Origin of the sequence: Psychrobacter pygoscelis, from assembly GCF_004335015.1 — a bacterium.
In the GTDB taxonomy this organism is placed as follows: Bacteria; Pseudomonadota; Gammaproteobacteria; order Pseudomonadales; family Moraxellaceae; genus Psychrobacter; species Psychrobacter pygoscelis.
Window position 1 is genome coordinate 591494 of the sequence record NZ_RQRU01000001.1, and the last position, 21136, is coordinate 612629.

Annotated in this window: 18 protein-coding genes; 5 read left to right on the forward strand and 13 right to left on the reverse strand. The window is 46.4% G+C overall.

All coding sequences use genetic code 11. From position 1 onward, the window contains the following. Positions 1 to 63: 63 nt before the first annotated feature. The 3 genes from EGV92_RS02390 (at position 64) to EGV92_RS02400 (ending at position 3437) form a co-directional block, all read left to right on the forward strand. Positions 64 to 1494 carry an anthranilate synthase component I family protein gene (locus tag EGV92_RS02390; RefSeq protein ID WP_131667608.1) on the forward strand — a complete coding sequence of 477 codons (1431 nt, stop codon included), beginning with the start codon at positions 64 to 66 and terminating at the stop codon, positions 1492 to 1494. A gap of 98 nt (positions 1495 to 1592) precedes the next feature. Beyond that, the gene (locus EGV92_RS02395) at positions 1593 to 2240 is read left to right on the forward strand and encodes an anthranilate synthase component II (RefSeq protein WP_131667609.1); all 648 of its coding nucleotides are present in this window, start codon (positions 1593 to 1595) and stop codon (positions 2238 to 2240) included. Between the two features lie 564 nt (positions 2241 to 2804). Next, positions 2805 to 3437: a DUF302 domain-containing protein gene (locus EGV92_RS02400; RefSeq protein ID WP_131667610.1), complete on the forward strand. Its 633-nt coding sequence runs from the start codon at positions 2805 to 2807 to the stop codon at positions 3435 to 3437. 116 nt (positions 3438 to 3553) lie between these two features. Here EGV92_RS02400 and ureG read toward each other — a convergent pair whose 3' ends face one another. The 6 genes from ureG to EGV92_RS02430 all read right to left on the reverse strand — a co-directional run bounded on the left by ureG (position 3554) and on the right by EGV92_RS02430 (position 10100). Beyond that, positions 3554 to 4213, reverse strand: a complete 660-nt coding sequence (ureG, locus tag EGV92_RS02405; protein ID WP_131667611.1) for an urease accessory protein UreG — start codon at positions 4211 to 4213, stop codon at positions 3554 to 3556. Between the two features lie 53 nt (positions 4214 to 4266). After that, positions 4267 to 5082 carry an urease accessory protein UreF gene (locus EGV92_RS02410; RefSeq protein ID WP_131667612.1) on the reverse strand — a complete coding sequence of 272 codons (816 nt, stop codon included), beginning with the start codon at positions 5080 to 5082 and terminating at the stop codon, positions 4267 to 4269. 125 nt (positions 5083 to 5207) lie between these two features. After that, positions 5208 to 5759 (reverse strand): urease accessory protein UreE, encoded by a 552-nt coding sequence (ureE, locus tag EGV92_RS02415; protein ID WP_131668074.1) that lies wholly within the window; start codon positions 5757 to 5759, stop codon positions 5208 to 5210. 534 nt (positions 5760 to 6293) lie between these two features. Further along, on the reverse strand, positions 6294 to 8408 hold the full coding sequence (ureC, locus tag EGV92_RS02420) for an urease subunit alpha (RefSeq protein ID WP_242678613.1): 2115 nt from the start codon (positions 8406 to 8408) through the stop codon (positions 6294 to 6296). 312 nt (positions 8409 to 8720) lie between these two features. After that, on the reverse strand, positions 8721 to 9023 hold the full coding sequence (ureA, locus tag EGV92_RS02425; RefSeq protein WP_131667614.1) for an urease subunit gamma: 303 nt from the start codon (positions 9021 to 9023) through the stop codon (positions 8721 to 8723). A 69-nt stretch (positions 9024 to 9092) separates the two neighbouring features. Continuing rightward, a complete protein-coding gene (locus EGV92_RS02430; protein ID WP_131667615.1) occupies positions 9093 to 10100 on the reverse strand; it encodes an urease accessory protein UreD in 1008 nt (335 codons plus the stop codon). Between the two features lie 423 nt (positions 10101 to 10523). Between EGV92_RS02430 and EGV92_RS02435 the strand changes: the two genes are divergently transcribed. Continuing rightward, positions 10524 to 11252 carry a lysozyme inhibitor LprI family protein gene (locus tag EGV92_RS02435; RefSeq protein WP_131667616.1) on the forward strand — a complete coding sequence of 243 codons (729 nt, stop codon included), beginning with the start codon at positions 10524 to 10526 and terminating at the stop codon, positions 11250 to 11252. 39 nt (positions 11253 to 11291) lie between these two features. On the opposite strand, the gene EGV92_RS02440 is transcribed toward EGV92_RS02435, so the two are convergent. The 5 genes from EGV92_RS02440 to metE all read right to left on the reverse strand — a co-directional run bounded on the left by EGV92_RS02440 (position 11292) and on the right by metE (position 17060). Continuing rightward, positions 11292 to 12035, reverse strand: coding sequence for an amino acid ABC transporter ATP-binding protein (locus tag EGV92_RS02440; RefSeq protein ID WP_131667617.1), 744 nt, complete (start codon positions 12033 to 12035; stop codon positions 11292 to 11294). Positions 12036 to 12144: 109 nt separating this feature from the next. Beyond that, entirely contained in the window at positions 12145 to 12882 is a 738-nt protein-coding gene (locus EGV92_RS02445; protein WP_131667618.1) for an amino acid ABC transporter permease, read from the reverse strand. Then, entirely contained in the window at positions 12879 to 13715 is an 837-nt protein-coding gene (locus EGV92_RS02450) for an amino acid ABC transporter substrate-binding protein (RefSeq protein WP_131667619.1), read from the reverse strand. The genes EGV92_RS02445 and EGV92_RS02450 overlap by 4 nt, the downstream gene beginning before the upstream one ends. Positions 13716 to 13968: 253 nt before the next feature. Continuing rightward, positions 13969 to 14232: a hypothetical protein gene (locus EGV92_RS02455; RefSeq protein ID WP_131667620.1), complete on the reverse strand. Its 264-nt coding sequence runs from the start codon at positions 14230 to 14232 to the stop codon at positions 13969 to 13971. Between the two features lie 506 nt (positions 14233 to 14738). Continuing rightward, entirely contained in the window at positions 14739 to 17060 is a 2322-nt protein-coding gene (gene metE, locus EGV92_RS02460) for a 5-methyltetrahydropteroyltriglutamate--homocysteine S-methyltransferase (RefSeq protein WP_131667621.1), read from the reverse strand. A gap of 457 nt (positions 17061 to 17517) precedes the next feature. On the opposite strand from metE, the gene EGV92_RS02465 reads away from it, so the two are divergent. Then, entirely contained in the window at positions 17518 to 18426 is a 909-nt protein-coding gene (locus EGV92_RS02465; protein ID WP_131667622.1) for a hypothetical protein, read from the forward strand. A gap of 184 nt (positions 18427 to 18610) precedes the next feature. Here the strand turns inward: EGV92_RS02465 and EGV92_RS02470 are convergent, their stop codons facing one another. After that, positions 18611 to 19606, reverse strand: a complete 996-nt coding sequence (locus EGV92_RS02470) for a glycosyltransferase family 2 protein (RefSeq protein ID WP_131667623.1) — start codon at positions 19604 to 19606, stop codon at positions 18611 to 18613. A 122-nt stretch (positions 19607 to 19728) separates the two neighbouring features. Beyond that, positions 19729 to 21135, reverse strand: a complete 1407-nt coding sequence (locus tag EGV92_RS02475) for a hypothetical protein (protein ID WP_131667624.1) — start codon at positions 21133 to 21135, stop codon at positions 19729 to 19731. Between the last annotated feature and the right edge of the window lies 1 nt (position 21136).

Here is a 21136-nt window from a genome sequence, read left to right on the forward strand (position 1 = left end):
AGATGACGCTATGTCAACGCATTATCTTATAACTTATTAAATTAGCCTTTTTTGGAATACTTTATGACTGCTACTGCCTCACCTTCTACCAAGACCTCTGCCAGACCTATCCCTATTGCTATCTCAAGTAAACCGCAGCGGATTAAGCTGACGCAAGATATCGACTTTTTTGCATTGTTTAAGCGTATTGAAGCGCAGTTTGATACCTGCTACCTGCTTGAGTCCTTAGGTGAAGAGAGCCATATCTCGCGCCATCATGCCATTGGCTTTGCGCCAGTGATGACCATTACGGCAACCGATCGGACGACGCTAGCCATCACTGATAATAAGACAGGGGAGACGACGCAATATCAAACGGACAACCCCTATCAACTGCTGCGCGAAATCACCCCGCAGCATGTTATCGCGCGCAATCAAAGCGGCGGTCTGGTCGGCTATCTTGGCTATGACAGCGTCAACTTCTTTGAACCGAGTCTAGACGCGAAGCCAAGCGAAGACTTTGAGCCGTTTAAGTTTGGTGTCTATCTCGATGGTTTGACGCTAGATAAGATGACGGGGGAGATTTTCTACTTTTATTATCCGACTGAGCAGCAAGACAACCGCGTTGAGCAAATTAAAGCACTGCTTGATACGCCAGTGCCGACTTATGAAGCGCCTAATGTAGAGTTTCTAGGTGATGGCATGAGTCAAGAAGCCCATGAAGCGGCGGTCATGCAGGTCAAAGAAGACATCATTGCCGGGCGTATCTTTCAGTGTGAGGTAGGTTTTAAGTCGCGCTATCGTATCAGCGGCGCGCACATGCCTATCTATGAGAAGCTGCGCTCGGTCAACCCCTCTCCGCATATGTACTTTATGAAGTTCGGTCAGCAGCGCATTATCGGCGCCTCTCCTGAGCTATTATTCCGCTTGCGCCAAGGGGAGATGGAGACCTACCCGCTCGCAGGAACCGCCAAGCGCGGCGCAAATGAAACTGAGGATCGCAAGCTTGCCCGGGCGTTACTCAATGACGCTAAAGAAATCGCCGAACACAATATGCTCGTGGATTTGCATCGTAATGATATCGGCCGCGTGGCACGATTTGGTACAGTAAAGGTGCGCAGTCTGATGGATATCAAGCGCTACTCGCACGTCCAGCATATCTCTTCAGAAATCGTCGGTATCCTGCATCCTGACCACGATATGTTTAGCGCACTTGCCAGCAACTTCCCAGCCGGAACGCTCTCTGGCGCGCCCAAAATTGAAGCTATTAAGATTATCAATGAGCTAGAGCCGGATGGTCGCGGCGCTTATGGCGGCGCGCTAGGGTCTTTTAACTTTAATGGCGACTGTATCTTTGCTATTCCCATTCGCAGCCTATTTATTAATGGTGACAATGCTTACGCGCAGACTTGCGGCGGTAATGTCTACGACTCCAATCCTGCCGACGAGTATTTAGAGATTCAGCGTAAGCTGTCAGCGATGAAGGTGGTGCTCAGCAGCTTTATGACTGAATAACTGATGCTTAGACTAATTTATGCTCAAAGACTGATACCGCGGCCCAGCAATAGACAATATTTTAATAACAAATACGCCAATGTTTATAAGGCAAACCAATGAAAGTATTAATTATCGACAATTACGACTCGTTCACCTTTAATCTCTACCAATATGTGGGCGAGATATTACAGACGTTAAGTGACTCTGAAAGCGCTGATGTCATCGTCAAGCGCAATGACGAGATCAGCTTAGCCGATGTGCAAGCCATGAATCCTGACCGTATTATCATCTCTCCAGGTCCCGGCTCTCCTGATGACCCCGCCTACTTTGGGGTATGTTCTGAGGTCATTAAGACGCTAGGCAAGACCACACCACTACTGGGTGTCTGCTTAGGCATGCAGGGCATCGCGCATGTATTTGGCGGCAAAGTCATTCGCGCAGGCGTACCCATGCATGGCAAGACCTCCCCCATTCGTCATGATGGCAAAGGTGTCTATCAAGGTCTGCCACAAGGCGTGGAAATTATGCGCTATCACTCGTTAATGGTGCAGGCGGATAACTTACCAGACTGCTTGACCGTAACCTCGGTCGTCGCTAATGATAAGCATGATGATGCAAGCCTTGAAGAGTTGGTAAAACAAGGCGAAGAAATTATGGGACTTCGGCACACGGACTACCCGATCCAAGGGGTTCAGTTTCACCCCGAGTCGTTTGCTACTGAGGGGGCCAAACGTCTACTAAGTAACTTCCTATTGCAGGTTTAAAGGACTTTAAGGCATGATTTTCAGCTTAGCTGTTTCATTTAAGCAAAGTTAGTTAAAGGAAAGTAAGACAAATCTAACTGAGTCCATACTAGCGCCGTACAGCAAGTGATACTTACTAGTTGGAAAATAAAGTCTTCCACAGCGGCAATAAAGCTCTCCTGATTGTATGGTATTGATGTTACATTTTGTTTTTTGCAAGTTTAGTATTCTAGCTACTTAAGACCTTCACACTTGGCTAGATTTAGGATACTACCGATTTATCCGGCTTGCTCTACCCTTTGATAAAGTAGTGATGTCTCGTAGCTATCTTATATAACGAGACAGGTAATATATAACAAGACAGATAACATATAACGGGATAGATAATATGTTGCAGAAGACAACCAGACTATTGTAGATGCTATAGTCACTAGTAGGCTTGACCCTATAGTCAAGGGACAGTAAAACGACTTTAGATTATAACTATGCGACTGGTTAATAAAACTGATACGTACCTGGGCCGGTCATCTGCCTTTGTCCGTCTCTTATTTGCCTGACTAGAACTTACTATGGAGAACACTATTTATGGAAAATACTATGCTGTGCAAATCAATCCTTAAGCGGGCTTCACGCTCCAACCTTGTTGCCCCGTCCACCCTTATCAAGCTAGCCATGCCAGCATGTTTAGTGGCGGCATTATTAACTTTAACAGGCTGTAATACGCTAATGACAACGCCTCAACCTCAGCAGCAATCCAATACTTCTATGAAAAATCAGCTGACAACCCCTAATAACACGAACTCAGTGCCAACTTCCGATGCTACTTCTACTGCCAACAATAGCATGACTGATCACCTCAGCCCTTATGATTTTGCGACTACCAGCAGCCGCGTTCAAGCAGTAATAGAGCAATCACCAGCCAATCTCTTTGCTACCGTACCTCATAGTAAGGGCGCACAAAAAGTCGGCATGACGCTAAACCCGACTACCTTGTTTATCTTTGGCAACCCTAAAGTCGGCACACCTGTACTTCAAGCCAATCAGAAACTGGCGATGGAATTACCGATAAAGATTTTGGTTTGGGAGGATGACCAAGGAGTGGTCCATGTCAGCCAACAAGATTTTGTCAAGTTGGCCCACGACTATAATGTAGACTCTCAAAAGCTTGCACCGCTAGATAAAGCGGTCAAAACTATCATTCAAGCTGCCTTAAAGTAGCAGCCTAAAATAGCTGAAAGTCTTAACTGCCTTTTAAATAAAAACCAACTAAATTTGCTGTAAATTTAGTTGGTAGCTTTCATTAATTACACTTTACTCATCTCTTAGATTAACGCCTAACGACGCAGCATACCCTTGTCTTCGATAAACTCGATAATATCGTCAAGGCCATCGCCCGATTTCATATTACTAAAGACAAATGGCTTGTCGCCGCGCATCATCTTGGCATCGCGGGCCATAACGTCAAGCGACGCGCCTACAAGCGGTGCAAGATCAGTCTTATTGATAATGAGTAGGTCAGATTTGGTGATGCCGGGGCCACCTTTACGCGGGATTTTATCCCCTGCTGAGACGTCAATGACATACAAGGTTAAATCGGATAGCTCAGGACTGAAAGTTGCCGCTAGGTTGTCCCCGCCGGACTCAATAATAATCAGCTCTAATCCTGAAAACTTGGCGTTTAATTCATCAATGGCGGTCAGATTAATTGAGGCATCTTCGCGAATTGCGGTATGCGGACAGCCGCCGGTCTCAACACCGACGATACGCTCAGGCGGCATGGCATCATTACGCGTTAAGAACTCCGAGTCCTCTTTGGTATAAATGTCGTTGGTGACGACGGCCATATTATAGGTATCACGCAGGCGCTGGCATAGCTTGAGCGTAAGCGCCGTCTTACCTGAACCGACAGGACCACCAATACCAAGGCGTAGTGGTGACAATGCTGGCGTTGCTGACTCATTGGTAGTATTTGGTTTAGCTGTAAATTGGCTCATAAAAGGTCCTTATTCGGTTTAATTTTTAGCTAGATTATTAGATTTAAAAAATTTTATGACCGAAACAATCGGCTATATTGCTGCTCGTGTTGGCAAGACAGCATCGCAAGATTGGGTAGATTACCCGCGTTGGTCAGGCGCGCTATCAGTATCGAGATTTGCGGCTTTTGGACTGGGTTCTCTAGTTCATTCTTCCGCATAGCATGAGGTTCGTTCAGCCATAGCCCCACCGTCTGCACTACTTCATCAATAAGCGCAGGTAGCTCGCGTTGAAGCTCAGCTTGCAGTTGCCAAAGGATGCGCTGACCTGCCATCTGACCAAGGGGAACGGTTTTGACAGCCGCAAGTACCATATTCTCCAATTGACCAAAGCCGTAAGCCATTGCAATAGCGTCGTGGCTCATTTTATTGTGTTGGCAGATATGCGCGAACAGGGGTAAAAACCCTTGCTGACGGATAGACTCCGGCACGGTTAAGTCCAATACCGCCTCGACCCAAGCGCCCAGTGCATGCGCCAATTGGCTGGCCTCTAACACGAATTCATGGCTCTCACGGCTCGCCATATAATACGCGGCAAGCTCGTCGGCAAGCTCGGTCTCATCCCGCGCTAATAGCTCCGCTAACGCTACGATGAGCGGCAATTCAAACCCCATTAAGGCCAATGCTTGATAATCCTGCATCCACGCCAGCATTGAGACCTCATCAAAAATCAGTCCTGCTTCAATCGCGGCCTCTACCCCTTGCGAATAGGTATAGCTGCCAATCGGCAGATTACTTGAGGCAAACATGAGTAGCGCGCCAAGCTGATTGCTATTGTTCCCAGTGCTTGAAAGTTCAGCCGCTTTTGGACTGCTAGAGTTTTGGCTCATTAATAAGGTCTTTTTACTTTAAGTAAGATGGATTAAATAAACTCTGTTTTACGTAGGCGGTGGCTTTAGCCCAGCTCAGGTTATACCTATGACCCTGCTGGGCAGAACGCATAACCTACGGCTACCTAATGGCTATGACTGTGCGAATGGTCGTCATGGCTGTGTGAATGACTGTGACTATGGCTACCATGCGAATGACCGCCTTGGGCATGACCCGATTGATAAGCGCCCGTCTCCGGCTCAAAAGGTGCATTAACGTCTTTCACATGCACGCCGAGTCGAACTAACATATCACTAAGCACATGGTCCGGCTCAAAGAACAGTGCCGAGCGGGTAATCATTAGCGGTACGTGACGATTGCCCAGATGATACGCCGCTTTCATAAGCGCGAAATCATCGCCTTGCGTGCTGACACGGGTCAAGGCTTGGTCAGCGGCAAGAATTTGCATAAGGTTGCCACTAGTATCAGCAAGCACGCAACCACTCTTTAAGGTTTCGGTACGCGGTAAATCGACACCGATGGTAATGCCTGATTGGGTATCAGCTTTAAAGCGCGAGCGCTGACGAGTGTCAAAGTCAAGGCTTAGGTAGTTGCCTGCTTCTTGTTGAACTTTGAGTTGCTGAAGTTGGTCATCGTTTAATTGCTCAGCGTCTAGGCGCTGGGTAAAGACTGGCATAATGGCATCTTGGATCATTGGGATATTCCGTTGTTTGCTGTGCTGCTATTTATTTAATGCGGCTGTGCTACATCACTGGGATTAAGTTCATTTGCCCGTGGGTTGCACTTCGTTTCACCCACGCTACGATTCTAGAATTATTACCTCAAACAGTTTATTTAAAAACCTAATTTAAAAGTCAGTCAAGGCTTAACTTACGTGGTACTTTTTAGCCGCGATAGAAGCGGTATCCTATCAGCCTGGGCGAGTTGTGCTGACTAGATTTTGAGGTAATATCGAGGCAACAGGAATGCCTCAAATCGTGTCAGCGCCTCGCCTAGACTGGTAGATACAAGCGAATAGCGCGATTGGCTCCCCTATATCTATATCTAATAGTATTTTATGCGTTTGCTTGTACTTGGCGTTTCACTAATATTAGAACGCTTATAGATAACATACTGTTTTAGAATGCGTTCTATCGCGAAAGACGAGTGCAAGTACTACAATTCGTAGACTAAGCGAGTCTGACAATGATAGAGCGCATTGTAAACGGTATTAAAATAAAAAGTAGCGCTGGGCCATCGGCAACACACTCGCAGGCTCACAAGTTAGCAGCTGACCATCAGCGCGAACCTCGTAAGTCTCAGGGTTAATGTCCATGTCGGGGCAGTAGCTATTTAGGCGCATGTCACTTTTGCGGATTTGGCGAATGCTGTGCACGGGTTTGACAATTTTGTTCAGGCCTAGCTCTTCCTTGATGTCGTTTTCATGAGCGACCTTCGAGACAAAGGTGATGCAAGTCTCATGCACGGGCCTCGCAAAGCTGCCAAACATGGGGCGATAGTACACGGGCTGCGGCGTGGGGATAGAGGCGTTAATATCGCCCATCGGCGCGGCAGCGATAAGGCCGCCTTTGATGATGCAGTCGGGTTTGACACCGAAAAACGCCGGCGACCACAACACTAAATCGGCCCATTTACCCACCTCAACCGAACCGACTAGGTCACTGATGCCGTGAGTGATGGCAGGGTTGATGGTGTATTTGGCGATATAGCGCTTGATGCGAAAGTTGTCGTTGTCCGTCTCGTAATCCGCGTCAGAAAACTGAATATGCCCCGCATTGGCCTCACTATCTGCGGCGACGTCTGGCGCAAGATGACCGCGTTGGCTTTTCATCTTATCGGCAGTCTGCCACGTACGAATGATGACTTCACCGACGCGGCCCATGGCTTGCGAATCACTGCTCATCATCGAGATAGCACCGAGGTCGTGCAGGATATCTTCGGCGGCGATAGTTTCCTGACGGATACGGCTTTCGGCAAAGGCGACGTCCTCGGCGATAGCAGGGCTTAGGTGATGACAGACCATGAGCATGTCGAGATGCTCGTCGATGGTGTTGATGGTGAATGGTCGGGTCGGGTTGGTCGATGACGGCAAGACATGCGGTACGCCGATGGCCTTGAGAATATCAGGGGCATGACCACCTCCCGCACCTTCGGTATGAAAGGTGTGGATACAGCGCTCTTTAAAAGCGCCAAGCGTACTCTCAAGGTAGCCACTCTCATTTAAGGTGTCGGTGTGGATGGCGACTTGCACGTCGTACTCGTCAGCGACAGTCAAGCAGTTATCAATGGCCTGCGGTGTGGTGCCCCAGTCTTCGTGCAGCTTAAGACCGACCGCGCCCGCTTTAATTTGCGCGGCAACAGGGTCTGGTAAGCTGACGTTGCCCTTGCCGAGTAGGCCAATATTCATCGGCACATCATCTAAGGCTTTGAGCATCATTTGGATGTGGTACGCGCCGGGCGTACAGGTGGTGGCGAGCGTACCTTGGGCAGGTCCCGTACCGCCGCCAAACATGGTGGTGACCCCAGACATGAGCGCCGTCTCGCACTGCTGCGGGGCAATAAAGTGAATGTGGGCATCAATACCGCCTGCGGTCAAGATTTTGCCCTCGCCTGCGATAATTTCAGTGCCTGCGCCGATATGGATGCTGACATCCGGCTGGATGTCCGCATTACCTGCTTTACCGATGGCGCTAATGCGGCCGTCTTTGATAGCGACGTCGGCTTTGATGATGCCCGTATAATCGACAATTAGCGCGTTGGTGATCACCGTATCGGCGACTCTAGCGTCTGGCTCTTGACCTTGCCCCATGCCGTCACGGATGACCTTGCCACCGCCGAACTTGACCTCCTCGCCGTAAGTGGTAAGGTCTTTTTCGACCTTGAGCCAGAGGCCCGTATCTGCCAAGCGAACTTTATCGCCTGTCGTTGGGCCAAAATGCTCAGCGTAAATGCGGCGAGATATTGTCTTGGTTGACGGCTGCGTTGATTGCTGGATAGTATCTATAGCCGCCTTGTCTTCTGCGCTATCTAACGCGCCCATGACGTCACCACGGAAGCCATAAACTTCGCGCTTGCCTGCCAATGCGACCAGCTCAATATCTCGTGATTGACCCGGTTCAAAACGAATGGCCGTTCCTGAGATGATATTAAGTCTAAAGCCTGTGGCCAATTCGCGGTCGAATTCTAGCGCGCTATTGACCTCAGCAAAGTGATAGTGTGAGCCAATCTGAATCGGACGGTCACCAGTGTTGGTGACGGTAAGCCTAATTGTCGGTCGCCCTTGGTTAATAACAATATCGCCATCCGCAATATCGTAGCCACCGATGGCTGCTGGTGACTCAAAGTGTGGCTCGGGCTGGTTACTACTGGCTAATGGTTGCTTAGCACTGTTAGAATCAGAACTTTTAGAATTAGGCTCTTGGCTCATGGTGGCATCCTTTTTAGGTAATTATTTTTTGATGTTCAACAAGTTAAGTAGAGTCTTGGCCTAGCATTTAAGAGCATATATTTAAAGCATCGCTCACCTTACTTTTTAAAAGCAGTGTTTCCCTATTGAAAATAGTTGGATTAATCCTTTCATGACTCTCAAAAAAATAGCGCCTTCTCTTTTCTAAAGGGAGGGCTAGGGTGGGATTCACTAGACAATAGGGTCATGAACCGTCACCAGCTTCGTACCATCTGGAAACGTTGCCTCGACCTGAACGTCATGAATCATCTCCGGCACACCGTCCATAACCTCATCTCGGCTCAAGTAAGTATTGCCCTCATTCATAAGCTCGGCCACAGTCTTACCATCACGTGCACCCTCGAGTAGCATCATGCTAATATAAGCAACCGCCTCAGGATAGTTCAATTTCACGCCGCGATTTTTGCGGCGCTCTGCGACCATGCCAGCGGTAAAGAGAAGCAGTTTGTCTTTTTCAGTGGGTATCAGCTGCATGCGGTATCCTTTAAATTTATTCTTGAATGAGTTTGAATGAATTGCGCCAAAAAATATTACTCCAAGCGCTTAAGTATCCCAGATTCGCGGTTTATGCTCAGCAAGCTGCCACCACTCTTTACGCAGCACGTGACGTAGTGTAGAGAATGCTGAAAAACAGGCCTGAACGTCATCGCCCAAGTAACGAATACAAATCGCCTGCTCGATTTGGGTACAAACTACGGGCAGTGATTGAGTAGCAATCTGCTCCCGTAAAGTAGCAATAGTTTGATTCAGTTTGCTTTTATGGTCAGAAGCTAAAGTGGCTATCGCCGGAAACGCCCAAAACGTCCCGACCACATGCTGACCTGCCATCGCCAGTGGCGAGGTAAACCAACGCGAACCTGCGGGGTGATCGCTGTTCTCGTACACAATAAGTTTGCCATTACGGCGAATGGTTAGCTCATTACGGTACTGACCGCAGGCAAACACTTCATCATAAGCTTGCCGACCAAAGACCACAATATCCCAAGTGAGCAAGCTGCTGCTATTCGCTAAGTCAAACTGTGCCTTCGCTTGCATATTGGCATGGTTAAAGACAATGCTCTCTTGGGGTAGCCATTCAAGGCGCGCGCCCTCTGCCACTTCGGCTTTTACATACTGGCTAGCAAAGTTAGTATCTATAACGGTATTGTCATTTTTCCTAGCTTCAATGAAATCTAAGTCGTGCGATTCGCTGCTATCCCGTACCTTGCCATACCATTTCCCCGCACCCGGCGTCGTCAGCACTGCATGGCTGTTAGGGGCGAGATAGCAGTCAATATCGAGCCTGTCGCCTGCCGCAATACCTGCGGGTGGATATAGAATAATGGCATGACAGATACCCGCTTGATGGGCAGTATTTTTAATGGCAGGTTCAGGATAGAGCGCCCGCTGCACTTGCAGAGCGCCGCAGTGCTGACGTTTGACCAGTCGCGTCTTATACGCTAAGACATCGAAGCCAAGATTGAGCGTTGAATGCCAGCCAGCGACTGCAAAGTCCGCGACTTTATCGTCTTTTGAGGTGGGTAAGGGTAAATCACTCACCAAAAAGGCCATGGGGTATCTCTTATTAGAAATGGAATTTGTCGTGTTGTTTAGAGTATAAAGTGTTCAGTGGTTTATTTAAATCGTTAAGGTATTTTTTTATTATAGTTTATTTAATGTTAAGTTGCTTATAGCCGCCTCAAGTTAATATAGCCACTGCCAGTAATACATTTATAGCATCAAACCTATCTTATTGTCGTCTCTTTTATTTTCGTCTGACTGTATTGATATTAGGGTTGATAATACAAATTTTATGCCGCCTTTTGCAGTAGGTATGGCGTGAAATAACCTCTTATAAGCCTTAGCATGACACTACTTACGGCGAGAGGAATGACAAGACAGAGAAAGTCTATTTAATAATATTTATCCAGCATTAAACAAAACTTAACTAACTGTGCTATATTTTAATGCATTAAAATAAATTCTAGGCCTCTTATGAGCACTCCTTTTAGCATAGTTCCATTTGGTGACTCACAGTCAAGGCAAACAATATTGACGATTTTATGGTTGTTACTACCCAGTATCAGTATGGCTGTCACCCCTGATAGGTCACACTATATCTTAGGAATGAACATTCAAGGTCAACGCCTAAACTTATATAGCGGCTGCACTAAAGATGATGATGCTCAAAGTGTCACCTGCTCAGACATGTCACTGGTAGCCAGCGATTTGGCCTATTGGCCCTTTGCTATAGGAAAAAGCCATCACAGAGTAAAACCTCCACTTGACGTAAAAGCTTATCCTGCCATGACCAATTTTAAAGGTTATAAGTTTGCAGACAAGCACATTAGTGGTTTTATCGATACAAGCAATAATACGATAAAAATTATGGATAAAGTCACTCGAAATAAGGTCGAGCTGTCGTATAAAACAGTCGAGGACTATCTACCACTTATCGGGCAAAGTACACGCATCGATAGCCAGTACGCTACCTCTGATGCGCAGCTTAACAATAGCTATCAAGCGACCAAAAAGGAAGTGGCACAACTGTACGGATATGAATCGGCGACAGACTTAAAACAAGATCAAATTGCGTGGCTCATCAGGCGCTCTACCATTTGCGGCGCAGATAGATACTACCGGCCACGCTCTCAGGCTGAAAAAGTGTGCTTTATTCAGCAAAACGATGCTCGAATCATTGAATATTATTTGTGGATTGATTGATTAGGGGCTACCTACCCTATTATGTTGAGGCGATATTTATTACTGCTTAATACGCTGCAAAAATGCCTGCGTGCGCGGATGCTCGGAGGTCTCAAATAGCTGCTCAGGTGGTCCTGCTTCGACCACATACCCCCCCTCCATAAGCACAATCTGATCGGCCACATTACGAGCAAAGTTAATCTCGTGGGTCACCACGACCATCGTCCAGCCTTCCGCGGCCAACTCCTGCATGGTCAGGAGCACATCTTGTACCAGCTCAGGATCAAGCGCAGAGGTCGGCTCATCGAATAATAGCAAGTCAGGCTCTATCGCTAGTGCGCGCGCGATGCCTACTCGCTGCTGCTGCCCCCCTGATAATTGAAACGGATATAAGTCAGCCTTATCCGACAAGCCGACTTTCTCTAGTAATGACAAGGCTTGTTGTCGCACTTCTGCTTTGTTTCTGCCTTGACCGATCACTGGCCCAAGCATTAGATTCTCAAGAGCAGTCTTATGCGGAAATAGATTATAAGATTGAAAGACCATACCCGACTTGTGCTGTAAGGCCGTCAGCTCACGCTTAGTAGGCGCTGAGCCAAAATCGACGCGTAGGCTACCATCATCAAACTCAATAACCCCTTGATCAGGAGTCTCTAGAGTATTAAGACAGCGTAAAAATGTCGTCTTACCAGACCCAGAAGGCCCTAGGATTACGGTGACGCTACCTTTTTGAATATATAAGTCGATGCCTTTAAGTACCTCATTGTCACCAAAGGCTTTATGGATATTGGTCACTTGAATCATGGCTTTCCTATCATTATCTATACGCTTACTGTCTTCTCGTTCAAAGTAAAACTCAAGCTATTGACGACTTAAATATTAATGACTAACTGCTCAAAACTGGCGGGGTCAGCTATCGGGCCACATAGCGATCAAGACGCGCCTCTAAGCGCCCTTGCAAACTACTCAATATCAGGCATATCGCCCAATATATCAAGGCAGCCTCGGTATAGACCAGCATAAACTCATAGTTACGCGCAGTGATAATCTGCGCTTGCTTGAATAGCTCTGTAACTAAGATTAGAGAAGCCAGTGACGTGTCCTTAACCAAACTAATAAAAGTATTAGATAGCGGCGGTACTGAGACGCGAAGAGCTTGCGGCAAGATGATATGGCGAAAAGTCTTAAGATAACTAAGACCAACTGTAGCACCTGCCTCCCACTGTCCTTTGGGGATCGACAGGATAGAGGCACGCACTGTCTCTGACGCATAGGCACCAATATTGAGCGAAAATGCAATAATAGCGGACGGAATAGGCTCTAGCCTGACGCCAATACTGGGCAGACCATAGAATATAATGAACAGCTGCACCAGCATAGGTGTACCGCGAATCGCTGAAACATAAATCCGCGCTAATCGATACAGTATCTTATGCCACCATGAGGCTCGCGGAACAATGCGGATGAGTGCAACTGTCAAAGCGATACCTAAACCAATAGCGAATGAAATCAGCGCTAATGGAATAGAATAAAGCAAGGCACCTTTTAGCATCGGCCAAAAAGAGGTGATGACGATTTGTGCTCGCGCTTCTGACATAAATGGCAGTATGGCGAGCAATTGAGACAGCCAAGACATCATCGATACCATCATTGTTGACTGATGTCCTCCCCAAAAAACTCCTCACTTAATCGAGTTAGCGTACCATCATCATGAAGCTCTTGCATCGCTGTGTTGAGCTTAGCCACTACTTCGTCGTCACCTTTACGCAGCACTAGACCTGACCCAGTCTTCTCATCTGCAGGCGCGACCAGCTTAATCTCAAGACCGCTGTCAGGGAACTTTTTAAGATAATCGAGTACCGCCAATTGATCATTTAGCGTAAAGTCCGCACGGCCCTGCTTAACCAACTCAATCGCTTGTGCCATACCCTCTACAGGAACAACCGTAGCCTGATACTTTTCAGCAAGCTCGCCATAGTTACTGCTAAGCGACTGAGCAGATTTTAGACCTTTTAGCGACTCCCAAGCGTTAAAACGACTGTCAGACTCTGGCGCTAATACCACAGCACCGGACCAGCTATAAGCGTCCGCCTTATCATATTTGGCTTTACGCTCAGGCGTGGTCAAGCTCACCTGATTGGCCACCATGTCAAAACGCTTAGAGTCTAGGCCTGCCAGCATCGCATCCCACTGGGTCTCCTTAAAATCAACACTGACGCCAAGCTTGTCAGCGACTGCCCTTGTGACTTCGACGTCATAGCCAGTTAGCTCGCCTTGCTCATTATGATACGTAAATGGAGGATACGTACCTTCAGTGCCAACATTGATCGTACCACCATTATTGATACGCGTAAGTAGATCAGAGCTTGTCTCTGTACTGCTTCCAGTCTCAGCATTATCAGTAGTTGGCGATTGGTTGCAAGCTACCAATAATACAGCACTAGAAGCTACGGCAGCTAAGCTTGACAGGGTTCGACGGGTCATAATCAGTCCTTACTTGATTTATTGTATTACATGTCGCTACATCTCTTTGACGTATGACAAAGTGGGTCAAAATTATAATCATTTCTCAAAAAAACGCGGGGCGTTAGTGTATTGATTATACTTGAAACTGTTAAATGAAGATTGCGCCTATAGTAATCTAGAATGCTCATAAATACCGTACAGCCTTAGTGAACGTTCGTATTGTTCCCTTAATCAACTCCTTTTTACATCTCGTTATTAACGGCTACCGCATCTAACAACTGTCAGACTTAACAAAAAAACCCCAGCAGTGCTGAGGTAACTTACGATAGATAGCGCTTAATACTAAGTTTGAGCTGCTGTTCATCCAAGCATTCCCTTCGCCGCTAAAGACAGTCTGACCCGTCAAGCTGTCATTAACGGCGGTTCCTTCTATATGCTCGCCAAATTCCTTATCGCCATTGCCCAGCTGCTTCATGATAGAGTCATGATTAATAAGACCACGGTCACTGATAGTAGTATTATTACCATGACCCAATCATTCACCTAACAAGCTGACCGACTCTACATTATCAGCTGCTACCAGCCTAATACCATCTTTATCGATAAAGAATAAGGTGTCGTCCTGCATCTAGAAGTCATCCCAGTCCTTGCCCCACCCTGCCACACGGACTTCATCATGACCTAATTAATTAAGGTATTGAGCATAAATTAGATTGCAGGTTGATCGTTCACTAGAAAACTTTGGTTTATTAAATTTATCTATCACTACACCTCCTTTAGCAATCGCAGTTTTTCAAGCTCTAATGGCGTCTCCTGCTAGACAAGTCTATGCTGCTTAAATATCAACTCCCTATCAGGCTTATTACTACTCTTATATTACAGCCGATTCATTGTTATCAATAAATTAAGCAATGGCTACTGCCTAGCATACAAAAAACCCTTCCAAAATAATTTGAAAGGGTTCTGTTAAATGATAAAAGCTGTTAAAAGATTTAAGTGGTTAAGCTAATTCTAACCGTATACCTAAGCTCCATGAGTCATCTAGGCGGCGTACTTATTACGAACCACTTTGGTCATCTCAACCATGTTGCTTAGCTGCTCGCGAACCTCTTCCCAGTTACGAGTCTTTAGACCACAGTCAGGGTTAATCCATAGACGCTCGACAGGAATGTACTTTTGCGCCTCATCGATGACGACCTGCATGGCTTCACTATCTGGAGCTCGTGGGCTGTGGATGTCATAGACACCTGGTCCGATCGCGTTTCTATAACCATCTGCGCCATCATTATCATCACCTTTTTTGAAGGCATCCAATAACTGAAGTCCAGAGCGCGCTGTCTCGATAGTAATCACATCAGCGTCCATGTTTTGAATGTGATGCAAGCAATCATGGAAGCTTGAATAACACATGTGCGTATGAATCTGCGTGTCTTGCTTAGCACTGTTGGCTGAGTGCTTAAACGAGGCCACAGCTTGCTCCCAATAATGAGGCTGCTCAGCAGCTTTCAGCGGTAAGCCCTCTCTAAAGGCTGGCTCATCAATCTGAATAATACTGATACCAGCGTCCTGTAAATCGCTCACTTCTTGATTGATCGCTTCCGCAATCTGCAATCGTAGGATATCACGCGTCGCCGTATCACTTGGTGCAAATGACCAGTTCAAGATAGTAACTGGACCTGTTAGCATCCCTTTCATTGGCTTGTCAGTCAGGCTTTGCGCGTATTTGATCCATTCTACAGTCATGGCATTAGGGCGGCTAATGTCACCAACGACGATCGGTGGACGCACACAGCGCGTACCATAACTTTGCACCCAACCTTGGCTGCTTAGCCAGAAGCCATCAAGGTACTGAGCGAAGTATTCGACCATGTCAGTACGCTCAGCTTCACCGTGAACTAGTACATCAAGACCTAATGCCTCTTGATCGGTGACGCATTGGCGAATCTCTTGCTCGATGACGGCTTGATAATCGGCATCTGATAGCGAGCCATCTTTCCACTGCTTACGAGCGCGGCGGATTTCAGGCGTTTGTGGGAATGAGCCGATAGTCGTCGTAGGCAGTAGTGGCAGATTAAGCTTTTCTTGCTGCTTGGCATAGCGCTCAGCGAACTCGCCATCACGAACTTTTGCATCGCCACTTAGCGGGGTCAGCTCAATCTTCGTCGCCGCTGAGTCAGCACTAGCCTCACCACTGGCAATCTTGGCACAAGTAGCGACTTCTTTAAGTTTTTGCTTGGCAAAGGCCAGCTTACCTTGTAGCTCTTCAGGCACAGTCTCTGATGCGATATCGACTGGCAAATGTAGTAGTGATGAGCCAGTACCTACCCATAATCTTGAGCCTTCTAGCGTTTTTTTGCTGTTTAAACGCTCATTGGCGTCTTGCAAAATCTGCTGGGCTTGAGCTAGATCTGTGGTCCAGACGCTACGACCATCGACAATACCGACTGATAGTAGCTTGTGTGTTGGCAGATGATCAATCACTTGAGTGACGTACTGTTTTGGTCTATCAGAGCGCGTAACATCGATGTGTAAACCGCTGACTGGTAAGTTACAAGCGATATTGCAGTTATTACCTAGTGTGCCAAAATAGCTAGCAACGATCAGCTCAGGCGGTGTCTTTTGTAGACCATTGTAGGCGCGCTCAAATGCTTGCTGCCAAGTGCTATCTAAGTCTAGCGCTAAGATAGGCTCATCGACTTGTACCCAATCTACGCCTCGCTCACCTAGCTCATTGAGTAATTTGGCATAGACAGGAAGTAACTTAACTAGATGTGTAAGCTTGTCCTCAGCTTCACTACTTGCTAGGTAGAGGAAGCTTACTGGGCCAACGATGACGACTTTTATTGGGGTATTTTCTTTACCGTTTTTTGCCAAGATGGCTTTGGTGTCATCAACTTGCTTGAAGATTTGGCTAAAATCAGTATTAGAGAAGTCTTCATCCGCTGCTAGCTCAGGTACTAGATAGTGATAGTTGGTATCGAACCATTTGGTCATTTGCCAAGCGGCGGTATCTTCAAACTGACCTGTATGGTCGCGACCACGGGCAAAGTAAAACTGACGATCGAAAATCTCAAGTGTCTCAGCACCTTTAAAACGCGGTGGGCAAACACCAAAGGCGACTGCTTGGCTAAGAACTAAGTCATAATGGGCGAAATCACCAGTGGTGATAATATCTAGATTAGCATCAATCTGGTCTTGGATATTGGTGTCAAACACCGCTTGAATAGCTGCTTGAGCAGTGGCTTTATCTTGCTTGCCTTTCCAGTAACGCTCTAAGGCAAACTTAGTTTGGCGCTTATCACCGATTCTAGGGTAGCCTAGGATATGGCTAGGAATCTGGGAAGTTTGATTTGCTGTAGTCATCATTAACTCCATTAGTTATATTCAATTTAAATTATTTATCATGAATAATTTTGATGAAGCAATAATAGCTTAAATTTATAATGAATAAAAATCATCTTTTTCATTTTAAGATGAATAATACTTAACAAACTTAAAGCTTCTATTATGTAGCCGTTAATACAACCCAACACAGCCAGTCAGCTAGCCGCGTTATACTATAGTGCATTCAATACAAAATAACGCCGCGATACTGGGATGAATACTTTGTAGTCTTTGGCAAGTGCAAGTACAGCAAGCCAGAAAGACTTACAGCAATATCGCGCTTAACCTTATTTATATCTTTTTTATTTTCGAGCGACTACGTAATTTACATTAGCTGCTTTTATTTATACCAGCTTATTGCCTTGCCTTACTTAACGCATCACATTTGACAAAGTAGTTATTCCTATGACTTAGGACTCAATTAGAACTTAATGCCATGCCTCATCTTACTAGCAATCTGGGAAAAAACACTGCAAATGCTGACCACTCCAAAAGTCTTAGCACGGCAACGTCTCTTACTGGGGTACAGTGCCCTATGGCCAATGACAATAACGACAACAATGACAATGGAGCTGGCACTATAAACAGTACCGATAGCATAACTAATATGGCCAATGGTAAGGCAGCAATGACCACTATGCCCACAGTGACTCAGATGGCGCTACGTCAATGTGGGCGGGTTGTACTGATCGCTAATAACCCCTCTATTACCACCGCCACTTTGGATGAATTACTACGCCCGACAGACTTGATAGTATTGTTTAATCACTTTATTCATGCCAATTATTTTGCAACCAGTCCTACGGCATGCGCCTTACCTAAGCTCCTGTTTTTTCGTCAGATTGGCGATAGCAAACTGCATTTTGGCATGCCGCCACGGCACAATAACCTCCCAGCTATTGAAACGATGGTAGATAATGCTTCCATAGGGTTTTTATTTAGCAATACCGACTATCAGTTCCCCGACTTACAAGACGATCCTAGTCCCGATGACGACCCTATCGATGACAGTGTCCAGTTGACTATTACAGCGCCTTTAAAAGCAATGTTAAATGATAGCGCTTACAGTCGGGCTATTCGCGAGGCGCATCAAGTCGTTGCCGATTATCCCCATTTTGAAGATATTCATTCTTCTGCCCCCTCCTCTGGCTTCTTTATTTACCGAGTGATGATGGGTATTCGTCATTATCTTGCAGCGCACTACCAACATAACTTAGAGATCATCATGGTCGGCTTTAATCATGATCATAAGACCGATTATTTTTGGCATGGGCACAACTGGATATTCGAGCGTGAGGAGCTGGCTCGCCCGCCAGACGGGGTTACGGTTATTCGTCAGTATTAGTGTCTATTTGATGTTCAATAGAAGCTAATAAATGACTACCAAATTAGCCGAAGTAAAATTTAGAGATTTTAAGTCACTTTAAAACGGCAAAAGTCCCATTACTCACTAAAGTAATCGGGCTTTTTTGCTATAACGTACTGTACTGTGTGGCATTACTGCTAGATAACGTTAGGGAGGGACAAAGCTACCCAAAAGGCGCATTAGGATAATAAGCCTCTGCCACCTCTTTAGCTGAAGGCAAGCGGGTAATAATGATCGGGGTATCTTGTGTAGCCTCCCAGTCGATCAGCCCCATATCAGCAAACTGTGCCAACCAGCCACTCATAGGCCAGTGCTGCCATTTATCATAAAAGCGATTGGCATTAATCACGATACTGGACAAGTGGTTGAGCGGCGGACGATAGACGCTGTGCTGCTGATGATAGACCACATCAGCGCTCAGATAGAAGTCGACATTGAGCGCGCGGGCCATAAAAGCAAAGTCTGTATCTTCTGCCCCATAGCCGATATAATGGGTATCAAAGCCACCGAGCTTTTTAAATAGGGTCTTGGTGATAGCAAAGCTTAGACTCCAAAATGCCCCATAATCTTGCGTTCGCTTCATGACAGGGTCTTGCTCAGATAGGTTGTAACGATAAGGGTTTAATACTGACAAATCATCAAGCTTAGGTGACATCGCTTGCGCATCAGCCAGTTGCCTGCCTTCCTCCTCAGTTAGCGGCCGAGTCAAATAGCGCGGTTGCGCCATTAGTAAGGCATGCGGATAGTCATTCAGCTTGGTCAGCAGCCCTTCTATAGAGTCATACGCGACAATACAGTCAACGTCTAAAAATATCAGCGACTCAAAGCTGGCGCTATTAGCCCCAACATTGCGATTGCGGCCGATATCAAACCCTATCTTTGGCGCTAAACTGTCTGCTGCATCTTTGGCTCCTTGCTCGGATTGGTAACCAATCGTCGTCGGCACCTGAATAATATTTAGCCCAAAACTATCCAAGCGTGACTGCTGTGCATCATCGTTTACGATAATAACCTCAGCGGGTCGGACGCTACCTGCTGCAAGGCTTGCCAGCAAATTGTACAAGTGCCGATTCCGCCCATAGCACGTGGTAATAACACTAACTGCAGCTACAGACGAAGGCGCTAATATAGAAGGTGACGCATTTACGGAGGTAGGCATAACCTAATCGTTTCCAGTTAACTTAAAGATGCTTTAATGAAAAGATGCTTGAAAGTATAAGTAGCTTGAAGTTGAAAAAGCTGGCTTAAAGCAAGTATGAATGATGGCCATTGGCATATGACTTATTGAGTAACTGGTCGTTCTGGGCTGAGCCTAAGCCTAGGCAATAGCCAAGCATAAAACCAAATTCTAACATTGTCTGCTTTGGCTAAACTGCTGATAAATTCATCACTGATGCTCTGGTTAAGCTGAGCTTGTAGCTTAGCACTAGGTATCGCTAGTCTCTTCAAAGCCAACGTATCTGTATTGGTAGTTGGATTAGTAGCAGTATTAGTGGTTAGCACTGTCTTGTCAGCAGACGCTATCGTCGTTGCTGGTGCAGTACTACAGCGGTCACTATTAAAATGAGTTAATAAGTCCTCAAAGCTTATTGCTCGGCCACAAGCAATTAACCCCTCTGCCATCATCTCTTGCTCACGGTGCGGGCGCGTGTCTGGAATAACCACTAATGGCGTGGTAACTTGACACGCTTCGCTAATAGCGTTTAACCCACAAGACATCACCAGCAAGTCACTGAGCTGTAAGTAAGGCATAACCTCATCTACTTGAACAGCAATATCGACAAACCCTTTTACCGCTGACGCTATAGGACCAAGGGAGATAATAAAGGCACCGGGCATAATTTGTCTTAACAAAGCTAACTGAGCATCAATCTGAGCATGACCGCCAAAGCCCTTTATTACCGTGACAATTGGAGCGCGGTGCTTCAGCTTCTTGATTAAAGTTGAATTAACCTCGCTATCGTTACTGAAATCGGCAGCATGACTGATTCTATCATCACTACTATCGACCAGATCGCTATTATTAAGCGCTAACTTATGTCTAGATGACGACAGAAAATGCAGGCTAATTTGCTTAATAAGGTCTTCTTTCGTCCTCTTAGACTTTGACACTAATGGGTCCGCCACAAAGCCAAGATAAAGGGTCTTTTGCTTAATCCAAGTGGGAGTGCTAGGTGCTTCTAGACATTCTGGATAAGCAGCGAGCAAGCCAAGCGCACCTTGAAAGGCATTACGGTGTGGCATATCGTCTCGCTCACCTGGCAAGCGCACGTATAGATAGGGAATACTGGCAGCACGGCATAGCAGTGCCACTTCGACAGAAAGATCAATAATCATTAACTTAATCTGCCGCGTTGCAATTTGCTCCAGTAACGTCAGACTTCGCGACTGGATATCAACATTACCCACAGGAGAGTAATGCATACTGCTTGGCTGCCAATACTCGCCTACCCTTCCCGGTAATACCTCATCAGAACGCTCATCTTCTGGCGGTAGCCGGACCACTTGATCGCCAGCGAGGTGCGAAAAGGAATAATCCTCCTTCGTCGTACTGGTAAAGACGGTCAAAACATCATCATTATTGTCATTGTTATCATTGCCGTCTAGAGCCACTAGCCAAGCAGCGAACTTATCAGCTTGCCGACAATGTCCTGAACCATGATGATGTGCATAATAGCCGATTCGCATA